Origin of the sequence: Mesorhizobium sp. ISC15 (assembly GCF_037162615.1) — a bacterium.
GTDB classification, from domain to species: Bacteria; Pseudomonadota; Alphaproteobacteria; order Rhizobiales; family Rhizobiaceae; genus Mesorhizobium; species Mesorhizobium mediterraneum.
The window spans coordinates 2,852,859-2,871,460 of sequence record NZ_JAVSPX010000001.1; the positions used below are offsets into that span (position 1 = coordinate 2,852,859).

The 18,602-nt window shown below is 56.0% G+C and carries 18 protein-coding genes; 17 read left to right on the forward strand and 1 reads right to left on the reverse strand.

The genetic code is table 11. From position 1 onward, the window contains the following. Positions 1-8: 8 nt before the first annotated feature. The 8 genes from RPG13_RS13720 to RPG13_RS13755 all read left to right on the forward strand — a co-directional run bounded on the left by RPG13_RS13720 (position 9) and on the right by RPG13_RS13755 (position 8,807). On the forward strand, positions 9-773 hold the full coding sequence (locus RPG13_RS13720) for a glycosyltransferase family 2 protein (RefSeq protein WP_337125294.1): 765 nt from the start codon (positions 9-11) through the stop codon (positions 771-773). 241 nt (positions 774-1,014) lie between these two features. Further along, complete coding sequence (locus tag RPG13_RS13725; RefSeq protein ID WP_337125296.1) at positions 1,015-1,995, forward strand: hypothetical protein; 981 nt, start codon at positions 1,015-1,017, stop codon at positions 1,993-1,995. Positions 1,996-2,151: 156 nt separating this feature from the next. Next, positions 2,152-2,940, forward strand: coding sequence for an FkbM family methyltransferase (locus RPG13_RS13730; RefSeq protein WP_337125298.1), 789 nt, complete (start codon positions 2,152-2,154; stop codon positions 2,938-2,940). A 70-nt stretch (positions 2,941-3,010) separates the two neighbouring features. Beyond that, positions 3,011-3,772 (forward strand): FkbM family methyltransferase, encoded by a 762-nt coding sequence (locus tag RPG13_RS13735; protein WP_337125300.1) that lies wholly within the window; start codon positions 3,011-3,013, stop codon positions 3,770-3,772. A gap of 110 nt (positions 3,773-3,882) precedes the next feature. After that, positions 3,883-5,220 carry a polysaccharide biosynthesis C-terminal domain-containing protein gene (locus tag RPG13_RS13740; protein ID WP_337125302.1) on the forward strand — a complete coding sequence of 446 codons (1,338 nt, stop codon included), beginning with the start codon at positions 3,883-3,885 and terminating at the stop codon, positions 5,218-5,220. 326 nt (positions 5,221-5,546) lie between these two features. Continuing rightward, entirely contained in the window at positions 5,547-6,287 is a 741-nt protein-coding gene (locus tag RPG13_RS13745) for a methyltransferase domain-containing protein (RefSeq protein WP_337125304.1), read from the forward strand. A 12-nt stretch (positions 6,288-6,299) separates the two neighbouring features. Then, complete coding sequence (locus RPG13_RS13750) at positions 6,300-7,376, forward strand: glycosyltransferase family protein (protein ID WP_337125307.1); 1,077 nt, start codon at positions 6,300-6,302, stop codon at positions 7,374-7,376. Positions 7,377-7,589: 213 nt separating this feature from the next. Further along, entirely contained in the window at positions 7,590-8,807 is a 1,218-nt protein-coding gene (locus tag RPG13_RS13755) for an O-antigen ligase family protein (RefSeq protein ID WP_337125309.1), read from the forward strand. Positions 8,808-8,825: 18 nt separating this feature from the next. On the opposite strand, the gene RPG13_RS13760 is transcribed toward RPG13_RS13755, so the two are convergent. Beyond that, positions 8,826-9,629: a hypothetical protein gene (locus RPG13_RS13760; protein ID WP_337125310.1), complete on the reverse strand. Its 804-nt coding sequence runs from the start codon at positions 9,627-9,629 to the stop codon at positions 8,826-8,828. Between the two features lie 425 nt (positions 9,630-10,054). On the opposite strand from RPG13_RS13760, the gene RPG13_RS13765 reads away from it, so the two are divergent. The 9 genes from RPG13_RS13765 (at position 10,055) to RPG13_RS13805 (ending at position 18,584) form a co-directional block, all read left to right on the forward strand. Continuing rightward, a complete protein-coding gene (locus RPG13_RS13765; RefSeq protein WP_337125311.1) occupies positions 10,055-10,834 on the forward strand; it encodes a class I SAM-dependent methyltransferase in 780 nt (259 codons plus the stop codon). Continuing rightward, complete coding sequence (locus tag RPG13_RS13770) at positions 10,776-11,813, forward strand: NAD-dependent epimerase/dehydratase family protein (protein WP_158302599.1); 1,038 nt, start codon at positions 10,776-10,778, stop codon at positions 11,811-11,813. The genes RPG13_RS13765 and RPG13_RS13770 overlap by 59 nt, the downstream gene beginning before the upstream one ends. Next, positions 11,810-12,985 carry a glycosyltransferase family 4 protein gene (locus RPG13_RS13775; RefSeq protein ID WP_126103186.1) on the forward strand — a complete coding sequence of 392 codons (1,176 nt, stop codon included), beginning with the start codon at positions 11,810-11,812 and terminating at the stop codon, positions 12,983-12,985. The genes RPG13_RS13770 and RPG13_RS13775 overlap by 4 nt, the downstream gene beginning before the upstream one ends. Then, positions 12,982-15,222 (forward strand): mannose-1-phosphate guanylyltransferase/mannose-6-phosphate isomerase, encoded by a 2,241-nt coding sequence (locus tag RPG13_RS13780; RefSeq protein ID WP_095486124.1) that lies wholly within the window; start codon positions 12,982-12,984, stop codon positions 15,220-15,222. Before RPG13_RS13775 ends, RPG13_RS13780 begins: the two co-directional genes overlap by 4 nt. 49 nt (positions 15,223-15,271) lie before the next feature. Continuing rightward, positions 15,272-15,745, forward strand: coding sequence for a hypothetical protein (locus RPG13_RS13785; protein ID WP_337125312.1), 474 nt, complete (start codon positions 15,272-15,274; stop codon positions 15,743-15,745). Between the two features lie 372 nt (positions 15,746-16,117). Further along, positions 16,118-16,624, forward strand: a complete 507-nt coding sequence (locus tag RPG13_RS13790; protein ID WP_095486122.1) for a hypothetical protein — start codon at positions 16,118-16,120, stop codon at positions 16,622-16,624. Positions 16,625-16,725: 101 nt separating this feature from the next. Further along, a complete protein-coding gene (locus tag RPG13_RS13795) occupies positions 16,726-16,866 on the forward strand; it encodes a hypothetical protein (RefSeq protein ID WP_337125313.1) in 141 nt (46 codons plus the stop codon). 126 nt (positions 16,867-16,992) lie between these two features. Further along, positions 16,993-17,802, forward strand: a complete 810-nt coding sequence (locus RPG13_RS13800) for a tyrosine-protein phosphatase (RefSeq protein WP_337125314.1) — start codon at positions 16,993-16,995, stop codon at positions 17,800-17,802. 47 nt (positions 17,803-17,849) lie between these two features. After that, positions 17,850-18,584 (forward strand): polysaccharide biosynthesis/export family protein, encoded by a 735-nt coding sequence (locus RPG13_RS13805; RefSeq protein WP_337125315.1) that lies wholly within the window; start codon positions 17,850-17,852, stop codon positions 18,582-18,584. Positions 18,585-18,602: the final 18 nt, after the last annotated feature.

Consider the following 18,602-nt stretch of genomic DNA (forward strand, 5'->3'; position numbering starts at 1 on the left):
GCTTCAACATGAAAATCTCGGTATTGACGGTCTGCTGGAATTCAGCGGCAACGATCAGGCACACGCTGGACAGTTTTTTTGCCCAAAATCATCAGGACAAGGAACTGGTCGTTGTCGACGGAGCCTCGACCGACGAAACGCTCGCGATCGTTCGTTCCTATGCCGGGCAAGGGCTACAGATCATCAGCGAGCCAGACCGCGGCATGTATGACGCGCTGAACAAGGGGCTTGCGCTTTGCACGGGCGAAGCAATCGGGGCTCTCAACGCGGACGATGCATTTCACGACCGGTCCGTGCTTGGCAAGATCAGCGCGACGCTCGCTGACGCCGATATCGTCCATGGCCATCTCGATTTTGTCGACAACCACGACAGCAAGCGGGTGGTTCGTCGCTGGCGGGCAGAACCAAGACCTCGCAATGGTTTCCGTTCCGGTTGGATGCCTGCCCACCCGACCTTTTATGTTCGGCGTGCCGTTGCCGAAAAGGTCGGATCGTTCGATCTGGCCCTCAAAGTCTCCTCGGACTACGACTGGATGCTGCGGGCCGTCGAGCTTCACGGCTTTAGGGTCGCGACGATGGATCAGGTCCTTGTTGACATGATGGTGGGAGGCGCAAGCACCAGGAGCTTGCGTTCCCACATTGGACACAATTTGGAAGCGCTGCGCTCTCGACGCCGTTGGCTTGGGTCAGGGTTCCTCGACTACGCGCTGGTTGCGAAGCCGGCGCGAAAGGTAAGACAATTTCTCCTACGTGGCAGTAAGTCGCCGGCATAAAACAGGGACCGATTCTCTCGTTTGAGAGCAAATGAGTGTGGCAGCCTTTCATTTGGAATGGTCTGCGCTCGGGTGAGTATCAAAGGCCTTACTTTCGGAAGGATTGAGAGCTAAGCATCGCGGATCGTCCAATCTAGATCCTGGTTGCGTAGAAACCTCGCATCGTTGGAACATGGGAATTATATACGTCAAATCGAATTCTGGGCATAGGCAGTCTTATGTGGACCTGTTGGGGCCAATCTTGGGCCTGTCACCTGTCATGGAGCCGATGTCGAAGTTGTTGAAGGAGCGGTTGGTAGCAGCTGATCGGCTTTTATTCGCGACAGTTGATGACGATTTGGGATCTTTTATCTCAATATCTGTCAAACGGGCGGTTCTCGGACGGCCGACCGTGGCATTGTTTTTGGGTCCGCAATCCTGCTTCGGAACGCTCACGGCAAAAAAATTCTTCAAGAGAGGTATATTTATTGCTCTGAGGCATGCGCCAGGGATATCTGTCGCAAGTATCGTTCCTCTCTGCCTGGCGCCGGAATATGCTAGAGTCGTCCGTATCGGGCTTCATGATCCACAATGGTGGGACATGCATGACGGCCATACCCTAAGACAACCCGGCGACACGCCAGTCGCATCTGAAGTCCGTCAATTGGCTGGTGGTGGTCGGCCAATTGTCTGTTGGCTTGGCGCCGTGTCCGTGCACAAGGGCTTTGCCTTCATGGTTGATAGTCTTGAGGCCAATCCGGATCTCGCCAGACAGATATGTTTCGTAAGCGCTGGAGTTGCGGGCTCCGAGCAAGCGCTGACTTCTCGATTTAGGTCGATCGGGGGAATTCATCTTGATCGGCGCCTTAAGGATTCAGAATGGGAAAGTCTATATGGCGTCGCCGACGCGGTGTGGGCTTGCTACGATCCAAGATATGACCAGGCGTCGGGAACTTTTGGCCGCGCAGTCCAATTCGGCGTACCGGCGATCGTGCGCCGTGGCTCCTTGATCCACATGGCGGCGATGAAGTTTGGCGCTCCAGTCGTTTCGGTCGATTTTGGCGACTGCAACGCGGCTGCAAATGAGCTAGGTAAAATTGCCAAGGCAGATCGGGGAACTGCGGCAACAAAAGAACGTGAGATAAGGATTGGGTCTTGGCGCAATGATTTCATCTTGTCCACAATGCGAGCGTTGGGGGGGGCAAAACCTACCGATGTCGAATTCTGTGAGGGCGCGGCATGAATACGCCCGCTGCTCTATCTCACAACCCGGGCCGGCATTGGGACTGCTCATATACAGAGGGAAGAGGAGGCCAGTTGTAGTGATACTTTTGGCCAGCGATGTCACTCGAGCCCATGCAATTGCAGCGCGTTGTAGATACGCTATCGGAAAGCAAAGATGATAATGAAAGCCAGAATAAAAAATATTGCCGAACGGGCTGCTGGTCACCGATTTTGGATCGAGCGGGCGACTCCCAGAGATCGAGTATTGCGCCTTATCCGGTCTTTGCGTCCGATTAGCACGGTTGCCCCCCTCATTCGCCTTGGCCCTAAAGGGGATGGTGGGTACCTTGTTCCCGACGACCTGGACGGAATATCCGCGTGCGTCTCTCCTGGAGTGTCCACTGAGGTAGGTTTTGACAACGCGATGGCAGATCGAGGTATCGATGTGTATATGGCGGATGCGTCGGTCGATGGGCCTCCAGTGAACAACAGTAAGTTTCATTTTATCAAGAAATATCTTGGTGTTGTTGATGACGAAGTGAATATTAGACTTGACCAAATTGGAAGTTTAATTTCTGATGATGATCTTATTCTTCAGATGGACATCGAGGGTGCAGAATGGCGTGTCCTCCTGGACACAAGCTCACAAATGCTAAACAGATTTCGAATTATGATTATTGAGTTCCACGATCTAAAGCAAATGTTTAGCCATTTTTCATTTGATTTGATGGAAGCTACTTTCCACAAAATTCTCCAAACCCATTCTGTAGTTCATCTCCACCCGAATAACATATTAAAACCATATTTATTCAACGGAGTGTTGATTCCGTCGATTATGGAAGTAACATTTTATCGGAATGATAGAGAATTTCTGAGGGAAGTCCAACCTATTTATCCGAATTCTCTTGATTGTGATAACGTACAAACAAAACCATCCATTGAACTTTCTGAGATTTGGCGATAAATTTTGTAATCACTTGAAGTCAAGTCCAATCTTATAGAATCCATTTTTGTGAAGAGGCTGGCGTGTAAATATGGGCATTGAGAGAATCACGCACACTGCGAAATCGGCAATTAAAAACCTGGGCCACCGTTTTGGGCTGGAATTGAGAGTGAGCGGTCCCCGTTCGCGCCCCGAGTTACGTCTTGTTAAGTTCTTGAATCACCACGGTATTGATTTGATCATAGACGTTGGCGCTAACCGGGGGCAGTTTTCTAAGGAGATTTTTCACGCAGGCTACTTGGGGGAGATAGTTTCGTTTGAGCCGTTGCCCAACGCGCATGCTCAATTGATCCAGGCGGCTAGACCGTTCAACGGGCGGTGGAAGATCGCACCGCGAATGGCCCTAAGCGATCGAGCCGGATTGGCTGAGATGCAGATTACGAGATCGGACACCAGCAGTTCACTCCTGGAGCCGACAAAAAAGTTTGTAGAGACCGTTTCGAGGGTCGAGGTGGTTGGACGTACGTCCGTCCCGACCGAGCGCCTTGACGTTGCCATCAAGGACTATCTTTCCGCCGCAAAGAAAATATTCCTCAAGATCGATGTCCAAGGGTTTGAAAAGCAGGTCCTGGATGGCTCCAAGGAAACAATTTCTATTATCGATGGAGCTATTGTGGAGGTATGCACTGATAAACTATACAGCGGCCAGAGCGATATTGCTGAGATATTAGATGTGTTCTCTTCAGAAAAATTTGAGCTGTGGGACATTAATACGGTCTTTAGGGATCCCGACACGTTGAGGATGGCGGCGGTGGATATGGTTTATTTCAAGGTCCCAGGAAGGGAGAGTTAATATTGGGGTATGGAGTTGACTAGAGGAAACTTCCGCAGAAAGTAGATCGCCTTTTGGAAAAGCCTAGTCGTCTCGCCTTTATATCTAGCGGTAGTTTTTCCAGAAATGCAGTGTTTGCAGCTGCTCAGAGTCTGATTGTCTCGCTATGTTTATTTTTGGCGTATCGATTGGTCATTGGCCATGCTGGTCTAGAACAGCTCGGCGTCCTATCTTTGCTTTTCGCCGCGACGGCGTTCGTTCGTATTGGTGACGTAAGCGGAGCTGCCTCCCTGGCTCGTTTTGTCGCAATGCGAGCGCCGGATGGTGAGACTCATGCAGCAAGCGAAATTGTGCACACGGTCTTGCTCACGAGCTTCGCGTTTAATGGAGGCTTAGGCTTTGCTATATGGATCTTCGCTCCTGTGGCGATACCGAGCTTCATCCCGCCGCGGCTTTTAACAGAATCTCACATGCTATTGCCTTGGGTAGTCGCTACGATGGTGCTTGGTTCCATCGCCGTAGCAGTTACTTCTGCCATTGATGGCACCCAACGCGCAGATCAACGGGCAATTGTGGTGACAGCGTCTGCCGTCATTTTTCTTGTCGCCTGTTGGATCCTTGTTCCGCGCTTTGGGGTAATCGGGTATGGTGCTTCGCAGGTCGTGCAACAAGCCTCCATTTCCGTCTTCGGTTGGATTACACTTAGGCGTCATATAGAGGGCTTGGGCTGGCTACCTTTTCGGTGGCGGAAAGATCTATTCATTAAAACGACGGGATATGCATTAAGATTAAATGCAACCGGCGTTGCAGCATTGATGTTTGAGCCTTTGGCAAAGTTTGCGATCAACGGCGCTGAGGGCCCCGCCTTGGTCGCCCTGTATGAACTGGCCTCGCGTTTGATCGTACAGATACGTGGCATGGTAATTTCCGCTGCCGCTCCGATAGTTCCAGCATTCGCGGCGTTGCCCGGGCCAGACGCCCCGCAATTTCGAAAAATGTTAACAAAAGGCGTGAAGATTGTATCTGTGGCATCTGTCGGTGTTTGCGTCTTGACATTCTTAGCAGCTCCAATCGTGAGTATAATTGTTCTTGGGTTTGTCTCAAAAAAGATGCTATATTTAAACGCGGCTTTGAATATGAGTTGGAGTATACAAATGAATTGCTTGCCGTTCTATATGGCAGGGCAAGCTTTTGGCATACTTCGGTGGAATTTCATAAGCCATGCGTTTATTGCCGTGAGCGTAGCAACATGTGCGTTGTTATTGGTACCGTCGTTCGGTCTGACGGCAGCTGTTGCTGCAATTGTTGTTGGTCTGCTCGGCAGCTTGTTCCCCTCACTCCTCGGAAACGCGTATTCCATGCGGGCACTAGATATTCTACATTCGTTGCGTTGGTGGATCGTTGGCTCAACGGTGACTACCCTGCTAACATATGCATTTGCGATATTTGCTATTTCTTCAATTTCGTAGATTGTGATCTCTAGGCGACGGCAGGTGATCTGAAGACGTTTACGTCGTCACGATATCGACTTTGAGCCTGTCATGTATTGTAAGAAGCGCTCATCGACTGGGATTATTCAATCGGCCCAGAGAAGTTAAGATCGGCGGAATCGGCTAACAGTCGTAAGCCGGCTCTGGCGACCGGGTCTCAATCGAAAAGCCGATATCTCGAACATAGGCCTGTGATAGGCGTCGACGTAGAGATTTGGGACGAATCTCGTGCAGCCGTCTATGTCCCATATCTGCTGGGACGCAGCTATCTGCAGTAAGACCGGTTGGCCGGAAAAGGGAGTGCAGTGGTTCTCAAGACATTTATTGGCTGGAACAGGAATGCCGCGACATGGTTCGAACGTCGCTTTCCTCGAGTTTTCGGCGCACCGTCTTACAAGGCGGAGCTCGAACGTCGTATTGCTACTGACATTGGGCGCCTAAGGCCATCGGCGATTCTCGAAGTCGGCGGGATCGACCGGCCGCTCCTGCGGCGGAGTACTGGTTTCACCTATATCGGTCTCGACATCGAGGAAAAGCCAGACTGCTATCGGATCTACGATCGATTTGTTGTCCAGTCGATCGAGCAGCCCGTCGACGTTCAAGCAGACATGCTCATTTCGATCACCTTGATGGAGCATGTGCCGGACAACAAGGCGGCGGCGCGTTCGATGTTTTTGGCGCTGCGGCCAGGTGGCGTGATGCACCACTATATTCCGTCGAAGTGGCACCCCTATTCGGTGGCATTGCGGGTCGTCGGGCCGGTTCTGCAAAAATGGCTGATCCCGCACCTTAGGCCGTCTGCAGTCGGTGTTACCGGCTATCCGGCCTTTTTTGACCATTGCTCTCCTTCGGACATGACGAAATTGTTTCGCGGCCAAGGATTTGAGCAGGTCGATGTCAGGTCATTTTACCGCGCCAGCGATTATTTTGCTTTCTTCTTGCCCGCCTACCTTTCCGTCGCTCTGTTCGAGAATCTTTGCGCAGTTCTGAACTGGCGCGTCTTCTGTTCAGGCTTCGTCATCAGCGCTACGAAACCCACTCGCTAGCAGAACGAGGCCATGCGTATTTTTCAGAATTCTGGGCTCAACCCAAGCTATCGGCCCCGGCTTGCTGACCTCGTCGGGCAGGGCAGTGGATTCGAGCAGCAAATGCAGTTGTTTCTGAATGACCGCTACGGGGCTGCACATATTCTCTCGCCGATACTTGAGGGTCGCCCGGAGGCATTCTTTACGAACGGCGACGATGAATCGCTGCAGCGGGCGTGGGCAAGCGAAAACGGGCTGGGCCAAGACACGCCGCTGGCCGACATTCTGCTTGCGCAGATCGAGCACCACAAGACGGATGTCTTCTACAATCTCGATCCATTCCGTTACGACGCATCTTTCGTGCGCCGCTTGCCGGGACATGTGAAGCGAAAGATTGCCTGGCGCGCCGCACCGGGCAGGATTGATTTTTCAGGTTATGATCTTGTGCTTTGCAATTTCCCGTCAATGCGAAGGCTTTGGGAGGAGCAGGGTGCCAGGACGGCCCACTTCTTTCCCGCTCACGATCCGGAGCTCGATACCGTCGCTGCAAATCGGAGCAGGGACATCGATGTCCTTTTCTTCGGTGGCTACAGCCGCCATCACCAACGTCGGCGGCAGATCTTGGAAGCTGTCGCAGGTCTTGCCAGCCGCCGCCGCGTTGTTTTCCATTTGGACCTGTCACGCTACACGCCGCTCGCCGAGACGCCGCTTGGCTGGTTCGGTCCTCTGAAAGCGGTACGCCGCCCACGTGCGATCCGCAACGTCAGCGCGCCCCCTGTGTTCGGGCGTGCCATGTATGAACAGCTTGGAAGGGCCAAGATCGTGGTCAACGCCTCGATCGACATGGCAGGCCCTGACCGCGGCAACATGCGCTGTTTCGAAACGATGGGCGCCGGAGCTCTGCTGGTCTCTGATTCCGGTAGCTATCCCGCACCGATGCGCGATGGGGAAACCATGGTCGTCTATGAACAGCCGCAGGACGCATTGGAAAGAATCGAGCGGCAGCTGGACGAGGGAAGCTGGGACAGGATTGGGTGGGCCGGGAACCGCGCGATTCGTGAAGAATACAGTAAGAAACGCCAATATGAGCGGTTTCTTGAACTGGTCTAACGGGTTATCTGATCCCTCGCCCTCTCCTGTCGCTCGATAACTGGACGAAACCCGAGGGGCGGACTTTAGGCGACGCGCATTAGCTGGCCGGCGCCAGCCCATTGTCTCGACTGAACGAGACATGGTATCGATGTAGCTGTTTCAACAGGTGCCGTTATGCATGTCAGCAAACCCGTTCCGATCCATAAGGATTTGTGGGCCTGGAGCTTTGCCTTGGCGATTGCCGGCTACCCATTGGTCGGTATCGTATCATCTGTGACCGGAAGAGAAGATCAAGTCTTATCGATCGCCTTTCGCGCTCTGGTAATCGGCCTCTGTGGGCTGTCTTTTTTTTCAGACCGGCAGAAAGCTTGGCGGTCGGCCGACGCATGGCTATTTGTTTTTGCCGGACTTTATACAATGAAGCTTGGTATTGATGCCAGCTACGACATAGATGGGGCATCGGACGCCCTTGTATATGCCGTTCTCACTTCCATGGTGCCTGCGGCTCTTCTGGGTTTTTCGACAAACAAATGGTCGGAGATCAATGTAGCATGGGCACTCTTCATCGTCGGAGCGTTGAGCGTGCTGAGTATCATTTGGCTGCAGTATACTGGCTCCAACGCTGTGCGGCTTGACAACACTGAGCGAGTTACTCTCGATCGGTTAAATCCTATTTCCATAGGTCACGCCGGACTAACTACACTTATCGCATCATATACTCTGATAAGAATTTACCGAAGAAAAATAGCTAAAATCGCAATTGTTGCTGTAGTTGCCGCTTCGGTATTCGCCATTTATCTAGCAGCTGCTCGCGGTCCAGTTGTTGCCTTGGCATGCTGCATCGTTGTGCTTCCTATGCTCCGCCCTAAATTCACCACCATGATCCTGTGTCTGCTGTGTCTTGCGGTCGCGGTATTGGCGTTGGCGATCACGGACATAACGCCGTTGCTCGATAAGCTCAATTTGACGACGATTGGAGAAGACCGTTCAACGACGGCACGTCTAGGATCGGTTGCGCTATCGTGGGAACTTTTTCAGCAAAACCCGTTGTTTGGCTACGGAACGCAACTGCCTCTGTTCATATATCCCCATAATATGTTCATGGAGATCCTTCAAGCCATGGGGCTTCTCGGTATGGCGATATTCATTCCGGTTTTCGTGAGGATAGCATTGGCGGTAAAATTCCTGGCCGACAAGCGCTTGGTGCTTCTGCCGCTTTTGACCACGCAAGCCATCGTCGGAGCGCAATTTTCTGGGTCGCTCTGGGGATCGGCGTTTCTTTGGATCATCATTACCGTCTTGATCTTCCGCTTCAATGTCATGAGGTCATTTGAATTGTGGGCACATCGACGGGTGATGTGGCGCTCATATGCCCAACCGGGGCGCCCAGTAGGGTCGCATAAATACCGGATAACATTGCCGCTCGAAACCAGTATGCGCCGGATGTAAGCCATCAACACCTGCCGCCTACGGAGCGTTCTCAAGCTCGTTCAGGAATCTCAAGGTAGCTTGCCACCACTCCGCATTCTCATCCCATTTCGCTGGCCGATAGGGCGAATTGCTGCCGATAGTGCCCCATATAACGATTCCGTCGGCCAGCCTCCTGCAAGTATCCAGTTGAGTATACCAGAGGTCATCCGGCAGAAACGCAAGCGTATTATGAAACTGCGGCCACAGAAAGCAGTAGACTGGCTTTCCTTGTGAAATCCTTCGTGCTTCCCCGATATTGGATTGCGCATAGGCTATCCAAGCGTCCTTGTCGCCGTAAAATGTATACAGCGAGGGAAATAGCGCATCGACATAAGGGATGAGGGAGGAAGCGAGGTTGGTGTTTTGCTGCTTCCAGTCGTCCAGTGCAGCGGCGCCCTGATGGCCGATTGCTCTCCAATGATCCCTGATCGGCAAGACAGCATAAAGCCCGAGCTTGACGCTTGGGTCTGCCTTTCTGAATGCGCTGAGCGTCTTCTGATATTTCGCGATGGACGATGCTTGATCCGGACCCTCAAGGGGCCAGCTTTCAATGTCGACATTGAGGTATTCGTTGCTCCTCGGCACTGCCAGCGCTTGCCGCACCTGGCCGGTGTCGGGAACATCTGGTCCCAGAACATGAGGGTCCACGATCGTAAGATGCTCGAAGCCGAACGCCCGCAAATCGGGCCCGCCGGCGAACCGGATAGCTTCGAAAAGCCTGAACGGAGCGCGCGTTTCCGCCGTTGCGGGCCATGAGCAGGCTAGAAGGCAGATCACACAGAATATCGTCTTGAAAAACATGATGCTTATCCGGTTCGCCAGTCGCGAATTTTACGCGGACGAACTTCGCGCGGTTTGAATTTTCGTGGCCTGAACTTGACGAATTTTAAAAACGGTAGCTTAGCTGGACGTCTCGAACAACCTCCTTACTGAAGCATGATCGACCCGAGAAATTATCCGCCTTTGTGGTGGACGGGCGAAGCATGCAAGCCTATGACCGAACGCGCTGTCGCACTCGTCAAGCTGAGGCTGTTGTGGGCGCATCTGACAAATCTGACGAGGAGATCGAGATCGTTGTGACCGAGATCGTTGTGACAAAGAACGTGCCGCCTTATTCAGTTGTTGCCGGAAAACCACGGGGATAATCCAGCATATGGTTTCTCTCGATGCCTGAAGCGGCCATGACTTGGGAAGACGCCGTCCGCTGGTGTATGAGCGAGCCTTCGATGAAAGAGCTCGCCCGCGCTGCCTATTTCGACGACCCGGTCGTGGCCGCACAGCGCTATCACGAAAGCGCCGAGTTCCTGGCGGTTCGCAGCATGATCCCGCGCAAGGTCGGCCGTGCTCTCGATCTTGGCGCCGGCAACGGCATTCTGTCCTACGCTCTGGCGCGCGAGGGTTGGTCCGTAACCGCAGTTGAGCCTGATCCGAGCGCACTCGTCGGCGCCGCTGCGATCCGGACGCTTGCCGAAAGGACAGGCACGCCCATCGACGTGATCGAAGCCTTCGGTGAAGCGATCCCATTGTCCGCCGCAGGCTATGATTTGGTCGTCGCACGGCAGGTGCTTCATCATGCCCATGACCTTCCGGCTTTCTGCCGCGAGATGGCGCGCCTCTCTCGCGAAGGCGCGACGATCCTGTCGTTGCGCGACCATGTGGTCTCCGGGCCGCAGCAACTCGAGCCTTTTCTGCGCGCTCACCCGCTTCATCACCTCTACGGTGGAGAGAACGCCTTTACGCTGGCGGCCTACCGCGCTGCAATCCAGGAGGCCGGGCTTACGATCGACCGCGAATTGAACTCGTTCCAGTCCGTCGTGAATTATGACCCAATGACACCGTCCGAGGTTCGCGAGAGGCTCGCCAAAATCTTTGGCCCGTTCTCCCCGGTTGTTCGCCTGGCTCTTTCGCCTGTTCCCTTTGGTGTCGTCGCCAGGGTCGCCGCGTCGGTTGACCGCCGGCCCGGGCGCCTGGTCTCTTTCCTTTGCCATAAGCACGGGAAGGACTGATTTCTTGACACAATCACAAGAGGCTAAGCCTGTCTGGGTGACTGGAGCCGGCGGTTTTATCGGCCTGCACCTCGCTCGTTTCCTTGCTCAAAAGGGCTGCCACGTCATTGGCTTCGGTCGAAAAGAAGCACCCGAGTTTGCTATGGCAACCCACGGCGCCTTTCTTTCGGGCGGGGTGACCGTGGAAACGCTGGATGCGGCTCTGGCGGCGCATGGCCGCCCAGCAGCCGTGTATCATTTGGCGGGTGGCGCAACGGTCGGCCAGTCAATTGCCGATCCCCTGAAGGACTTTGAACAAAGTGTTGTCTCTGCGGCTCGTGTGCTTGATTTCTTGCGCCGCCACGCACCCGATGCACCTGTCGTTCTTGCATCCTCGGCTGCGGTCTATGGCGGCGGGCATGCCGGTTCGATCAGGGTCGACGCGGCGCTCGATCCCTATTCTCCGTATGGCTATCACAAACGCATGGTCGAGGAGCTTGGCCGGTCATATTGTGCCGCATACGGCCAGCCGGTCTCGGTGGCTCGCCTCTTTTCGGTCTATGGCGAAGGATTGCGCAAGCAGCTGCTCTGGGATCTCTGCGGCAGGCTCGCGGCAGGCGAAACCGACATTGTGCTTGGCGGCACGGGTACGGAAATGAGGGATTGGCACCATGTCTCGGATGTCGTGCGTTTGATCCATCGCATTTTGCCTGCCGGCGAACCGCGCTTCGCCATCTATAATGGCGGTGCGGGCGCAGCTGCGTCCGTCAGCACGATTTCCAGCATGATTTTGAAGGCCTGGGGAGGGAACCATCGCCTCTCGTTTTCTGGTGAGTCCCGGCGGGGCGACCCTGTCAATCTGATCTCGGATCCGTCCGGCGTCCCGGAGGGGCTTCAGTTGCAGGTGCCGCTCAGCAAGGGTATTGCAGGCTACGTCGATTGGTATCGCGCCGACGTTCTCGCCGAGCCTGTCGGTCGTCAGCGGCGCGCCGCGCCTTGATTACCGTCGGTTTCACTCTCATCGGCCGCGGAACTTGGTCAGGCGGCGAATCCTATCTACGCAACATGTTGAGCGTTATCGCCTCCGAGCTGCGTGGTAAGGTGCAGGCGAAACTGTTTCTTACACCCGAGCAGCATTCAAGCATTGGCGCGTCCTTCGATCATATGTTGGCTGCACCCGCTATTATTGATGACCGGGTCATGGGCGCCGGGCTCGGCAGGCGAGGGCTGATCGCACTTGCTGGCGGAAGGGATCGTGCCTTCGCGGACCTTGTCGCTGCGCAAGGCATCGATGTTGTCTTTGAAGTCGCCCAGTGGTTCGGGAACCGGTTTCCAGTACCGGTTGTTTCCTGGATCCCGGATTTCCAGCACCGGCGCCTGCCGCAACTCTTTCCGCGTAGCGCCTGGTGGCGCAGGGATCTCGGCTATCGCCTGCAGACGTCCGGAAATCGTACGATAATGCTATCGAGTGGGGATGCGCTGGCGGACTGCGAAACATTCTATCCAGCCTCGCGCAACAAGACCGCTGTCGTGCGTTTCGCTATCGACCTCGATCCCGGTGCCATCCTGGCGCGCGCCGATGAGGCGCGACAGGCACATGGTCTGCCTGCGCGTTTCTTCTTCCTCCCCAACCAGTTTTGGATCCACAAGAACCATAGGCTGGTCATAGAGGCGTTGAGGCATATAGGCCAAATGGGGGCGCTGGACTCCTTGCCGCCGATAATCCTCACGGGGCGCACCACCGATCCGCGCGACCCGACATTGTTCAAGCGCATGATGGAGCTTGCGGAAACGCACCGGCTCGGAAGCCATTTTCGACACCTCGGATTGATTCCCTATGACGATGTCGTCGCCCTGATCGGAGCCGCGGACTATCTCCTGAACCCTTCGCACTTCGAGGGGTGGTCAACCACGGTCGAGGAAGCGAAGTCGCTGGGAACGCCGATGCTGCTGTCCGACATTCCGCTGCATCGCGAGCAGGCGCCGGAATCGCTCTTCTTCGCACCCGATAGTGCAGAAGCGCTGGCGCAGCGACTCCTGGAGGCCGGGCAGCGCCCACGCTTAGCCCGCGATAGTGTCGCCGTGCTGCAGGGTCGGCAACAAATGCGCCGCCGAGACTACGCGGCAGCGCTCCTTGCTTTGTTTGAAAATGTCAGAGGTGTCACCCAATGACCGAACGGATCGTCAGTTTTGTCATGAGCGGCGGCGTTGGCTCACGGCTGTGGCCGCTGTCGCGCGAGGACAATCCCAAGCAGTTCCATGACTTTTCGGGCGATGGCTCGATGCTGGCCAAGACGTTGCGCCGGTTGACGGCGCGGCCGGATGGTGAAACGCCGATTTTCCTGATTGCCTCGGAGCGGCACGCCGACCGCGTCCATGCCGACCTCGCCGGCCTCGACCTTTCCGGCGGCGGCCCCTTGTTCGAGCCGACCGGCCGCAACACTGCCGCCGCCGTTGCCTTGGCGACGCTGCGCACCTTGTCCGAATATGGCGACAGCCTGGTGCTGGTGGTGCCGTCCGATCATGAGATCACTACCGCACGGCAATTCTGGCAGAGCGTGGAAAACGGCGCCGGTGCGGCGCGCGCGGGCCGGCTGGTGGTGTTCGGCATCAAGCCTAGCCAGCCGGAGACCGGCTACGGCTATATCGAGGTCGCCGGCGAGAAGGATGGCATCTGCGATGTCTCGCGTTTTGTCGAGAAACCGGACCTCGCGACCGCGCAAAGCTATCTGGCGGCCGGTAACTTCTACTGGAACACTGGCATCTTCCTGTTTCGTGCCAGCGCCATGCGCGACGCTTTCACGGCTTTCGAGCCCGAGATATGGAATGCCACCGAAATTGCCTACCAGGCAGCGACATCAGATCTTTCCGGTCTCTATATGCCTCTGGAGCTCTACGCCGCCATTCCCTCGACGTCGATCGACTACGCGATCATGGAGCGCGCCAGTCACATCGCCATGGTACCGGCCGGCTTCCGCTGGAACGATCTCGGTTCCTGGCAATCACTGCTCGATGTCGGTCCCTCCGACGAAGAGGGCAACGTCATCGTCGGCGACGTCGTCGCCATCGACTGCGAGAACTCCTACATCCGCAGCGACAGTCGCTTGCTGTCGGCCATCGGCCTGAAGGACGTTGCCATCGTCTCGACCGCCGACGCCACCTTCGTCGCCCCGGTCAGCCGCAGCCAGAACGTCAAGAAGATTGTAGAGCAGCTCGAAAAGAGCGGTCGGCTTGAAACCAGGTTCACGCCCGCCGACGACCGCGTGATCGAAAGCGGCGCTTGGCGGCGCCGCGTTCACCACTGGCTGTTTGAAGAGACGGTGCCGCTATGGTCCACGGTCGGTGTCGACGAGCGCCATGGCGGTTTCCACGAGGCACTCGGCTTTGACGCCACACCGCTGATGAAGCCTAAGCGCATGCGCACCATGGCCAGGCAAGTCTACGCCTTCGCTGTCGCCAAGGCGCGCGGCTGGGATGGGCCCGCCGACAGGTTGATCAGCCACGGCATCGAATTCATGAACAGGAACGGCCGCACCGACAATGGCGGCTGGGTGCGCACGCTTAATGTCGATGGCACGGTCGCCGATGCCACAGAGGATGCCTACGATCATTCCTGCGTGCTCCTTGCGCTGGCGCATGCCCATATGGTCGGCAATGCCGATGCATTGCGGCTTGGCGAAGAAACGTTTTCGTTTCTCGACGCGCATCTCGAGGATCACCGCATGACCGGCTTTCTCGAAACGTCGAGCGGCGCGGGCGAACGCCGCTCCAACCCACACATGCATCTGCTCGAGGCTTTCCTGGCCTGGCATCAAGCGACCGGCGATCTCGCCTATCTTCGCCGCGCCGCGCGCATCGTCGATCTGTTTCGCAGCCATTTCTTCGATCCGGAAAGCTGGACGTTGGGCGAATATTTCGACGCCGAGTGGAGCCCGGCGGAGGGCGAGAAAGGCGGATGGACGGAACCCGGCCACCATTTCGAATGGGCTTCGCTGCTGGTCGACTTCGCAGGGCGCACCGGCCAGAGCGAACTAACCAGCTTTGCCAGAAAGCTCTATGCCTCGGCCATCGCCAACGGCCTCAATCGCGCCACCGGCCTCGCCTATGGCGCCGTCTCGCGGCAAGGCCTGCCGCTCGACCTTGTCTCGCGCAGTTGGCCGCAGGCCGAAGCAATCAAAGCAGCGATTGCACTGGACGGTTCGGGCGGTCCCGACCTCAAGCCGGAGATCGAAGCACGTGTCGGTCGCCTGTTCCGTTGGCACATCAATCCGGCGCCGCTCGGCCTGTGGATAGACCGCATCGACGAGCGGGGGCGCTCGCTGGCGAGCGATGTACCGGCAAGCATCTTCTACCATCTGGTCTGTGCGCTGACCCAGTATCTCGACAGCACGGTCGGCGAATCTCGGTAGAGCGATTGACGGAGAGACGCGTGCTTGGCCACGGCGGGAGTGAGAATTTTTGTCGTTCAAGAAAATAGGCTTGCTGGCACTCGTTGCCTTGGCGTTTGCGATTGGCTTCTTTGCCATCATCGTGAAAAAAGGGACGCCTGTTCGTTCGCAACCCCCTAGGCCGCAAGCGGCGCTTGAGCCGTTTGATGGCAAGCTTTCCATCCAGGCGGTCGATGATCTTCGCGTCGGTGGCCGCAAGATTGTGTTGTGCGGCGTGGCGTTTACCAAGCCGCAATCTATGCGTGCGATGGTAACGGAGGCGGCGCGCCGGGATTACCAAGGGCTCGCCCTGACCTGCAAACCGGTCGGCACGGGGACGCCTTGCGACGGCAATGTCGCCTCAAAGTTTGGTGATGCCATCGTTGTGCAATGCCTCACGTCCGATGGCACGGATTTGGCGGCGAAGCTTGCCGAGAACGGCATCCTGTGCGGTCAGCCTGCGCAGGCAGGTCCGATCTACAAATCTTGCTTGTCGGGTTCGTAGCTCACGGGTTCCCTAACTGCCCCTCGCATTCCCATGGATCGCGACTGTCATAAAACGAAAGGCAGGATGTGCGATGACGCCCCCAAGTCAAACAGAGTCGACTCATAATCCCTGTACGAAGCACGGCGCGATTGGCGGTCATCAGGGCCCAAGAAATAGACCTGACTTTCCGACAATTTCCAGATGGGCCGGCGCTAAAATGCTAAATTCAAATCTGCCACGTGAGTGTGTCCGATGAAACACAGCGGAACCAAAAAGTCATCTCGCACCTGCGAAGCAGGTTGGAATCAAAGCAAAAAGCTGTTACGCGCTTGTTCAATACCTTGGTACTTGGGCGGGACGAGGTACGGCGGGAAAAAAGGATCGAAACGAATGAACCTTACTGTAAAAATTGCGTTGGCCGGATTTGTCGCCTCAATCGGCTTCGGCTCGGTTTCGTCTTTCGCTCAGGACACGCCATGCACCTGTACGACCCCTTACCAGGGAGCGGCGAATTCGATTGGTTCCATCGGGCACGCCAATGGTGACGTAATGGTTTCGCAAGCCGCCGGCTATGGCCCGGCCAAAGCGGGAAATGCGCTGGATTTCGGCAGCCGCGTAGTGGTCGGAGCCAAGGGATCGGCTTCCGTCAAGGTCGGTGGCTGCAACCTAGATGTGCCGGCTAATTCAAGCCTCGACATTTCTCGTGTCGAGAACAATATCTGCCTGAAAGTTGTGGGCTCTGAGCAGACGGCAGCCGCCGTTAGCTCTGAGTATACGGGTCAGATTCCCCCGGGCGGCAACCGGTCCAACACTCCGCTATTCATTTTCGGTGGTATGGCTGCCGCCGCCGGTATTCTGGCTGCAACGCAGGATGACGACGACGGCGTGAGCCGTTAGGCGCAACAGGACAATCGCAGCAAAGGCATGTGACTGCCTCTGCTGCGATTGTGTCGCCGGTGCCCTCTGTGCCTTGGCGCGCCGCTGGAGCCGGGGTTTTGATGAAACTCGTCAACCATACCGCTCTATTGCTTGCGTTGGAGATGGGTGCGGTTCGTCTTGGGCGAACTCGCATCGTGACGGATGACGGGGCAACGCTGATCATTAGCTTGCACGACGACGACAGCGCCGTCGGCGAATAGCTTGAATCTGGCATCTACAGCATTGCTTGAATTTGATAAATGCGTCATTCGCTATCGTGCGGGTGGCGCATTTGCCTATTATCCGGGAGAAAATGTCACGTTGCTTCAGTGCGGCCACAAACGTCAATGATCGACCTGCATTCCCATATCTTGCCCGGTCTTGATGACGGCTCGCGCAGTCTTGCTGAATCGCTGGAAATGGCGCGGCTGGCCGTGGCAGACGGAACGACCCATATGGCGTGCACGCCTCATATCGTGCCAGGCATGTATGAAAACGGATCGGCAAATATTGCCCGAGCTGTTCAAGGGCTGGAGCAGGCGCTGCGCCGGGCCGAAATACCGCTCGCTCTTTATGTCGGCGCCGACGTTCATGTAGCGCCCGATCTTCCGGAGCAATTGGCTCTCGGCGATGTGCCGACGTTAAACAGGTCTCGCTATTTTCTATTCGAACCGCCGCATCACGTTTTACCGCCAAGGCTGGAAGATCTTGCTCTACGTCTCGTAAATGCCGGGTTCGTCCCGATTCTTACCCATCCTGAGCGGCTGACCTGGATCAAGGCAAATTACGACGTTGTCGAGAGGTTGAATGCAATGGGCTGCCTTGTTCAGCTTACGGCAGACTCGATTGTTGGTGCTTTTGGGCGCACGGCACTTTACTATTCGGAAAAGCTGATTGACGAAGGCAGGGTAGATATTATCGCATCCGACACCCATGGCGCTACCCGCCGGCGTCCTGGGCTTTCGCAGGCAGTCGCCGCTGCCGCGAAGCGATGTGGGGAAGATGAGGCCCGCAATATGGTGTTCAAACGTCCAGGCGAAATATTGGCGAATCGGCCTCTCGATCCGGTCGGAAAGGCACGTTCGAAAAAGCCAAGCCCCGGCAACGCCGGTCGCTTTGCGGGATTGGGTCGCTTGTTGAAGGGTGGGACGGCGTAATGGGCGTTTTTCATTCCGCAAAAAGTTGTATGGGCACGATAAGTGTCTTGCTCGCTTCGCTCACGATGGCTGCCTGCACGAGCACCTCATCAACGACATCGTCTTCGCCGGTCGATGCGCTGCAACTGACGTCATCGTCGGCGCCGCTCTCGGGCGGCGGTGCGCTGCAGGTCGTAAAGGAGCTGCCCGCGCCGCAAAACACCCAGAACGGCAACGAGCAGCCTTTGTCCCCGAACGATGTGATCGAGGTGAATGTGTTCCAGGTCGACAATCTGAACAGAACCGTTCAAGTCGACGCCGGCGGGCAGATTTCGCTTCCACTTATCGGGACCGTCACAGCGGCAGGAAAGACCGTCCGGCAGCTCGAGCAGGAAATCGAAACGGCCTACGGCGCCAACTATCTGCAGTCGCCTGATGTGTCGGTCTTCGTCAAGGAATCGATCGGACAGCGCATTACCGTCGACGGCGAAGTCACCAGGGCCGGTATTTTCCCGGTGTCGAGCAATTCTTCTCTCATCGATGCGATCGCCCTTGCTGGAGGGTTCAATGCCGTTGGCGACGCAAAAAAGGTCTTTGTTTACCGCGGTATCGGCCCAAACACATTGGTCGCAAATTACAATGTGGAGGAAATTCGTGCTGGCAAGAGCCGCAACCCACGTATCTATGGTGGCGACAAGATTGTCGTCTTCGCCTCGAAATCGAAAATTGCGATGAACAATCTCAAAGACGCTCTCGGAGTTGCATCAAGCGCAGCGAGACTTGCCGTAGTCCCCGGATTGTAAATCACGGCCGCTCAGAAT

What these genes read in the sequence shown, in the direction of transcription:
- RPG13_RS13720 (WP_337125294.1), top strand. Translation starts at nt 9, where the DNA reads ATGAAAATCTCGGTATTGACGGTCTGCTGGAATTCAGCGGCAACGATC.
- RPG13_RS13730 (WP_337125298.1), top strand. Translation starts at nt 2,152, where the DNA reads ATGATAATGAAAGCCAGAATAAAAAATATTGCCGAACGGGCTGCTGGT.
- RPG13_RS13735 (WP_337125300.1), top strand. Translation starts at nt 3,011, where the DNA reads ATGGGCATTGAGAGAATCACGCACACTGCGAAATCGGCAATTAAAAAC.
- RPG13_RS13750 (WP_337125307.1), top strand. Translation starts at nt 6,300, where the DNA reads ATGCGTATTTTTCAGAATTCTGGGCTCAACCCAAGCTATCGGCCCCGG.
- RPG13_RS13760 (WP_337125310.1), bottom strand. Translation starts at nt 9,629, where the DNA reads ATGTTTTTCAAGACGATATTCTGTGTGATCTGCCTTCTAGCCTGCTCA.
- RPG13_RS13765 (WP_337125311.1), top strand. Translation starts at nt 10,055, where the DNA reads ATGAAAGAGCTCGCCCGCGCTGCCTATTTCGACGACCCGGTCGTGGCC.
- RPG13_RS13780 (WP_095486124.1), top strand. Translation starts at nt 12,982, where the DNA reads ATGACCGAACGGATCGTCAGTTTTGTCATGAGCGGCGGCGTTGGCTCA.
- RPG13_RS13790 (WP_095486122.1), top strand. Translation starts at nt 16,118, where the DNA reads ATGAACCTTACTGTAAAAATTGCGTTGGCCGGATTTGTCGCCTCAATC.
- RPG13_RS13795 (WP_337125313.1), top strand. Translation starts at nt 16,726, where the DNA reads ATGAAACTCGTCAACCATACCGCTCTATTGCTTGCGTTGGAGATGGGT.
- RPG13_RS13800 (WP_337125314.1), top strand. Translation starts at nt 16,993, where the DNA reads ATGATCGACCTGCATTCCCATATCTTGCCCGGTCTTGATGACGGCTCG.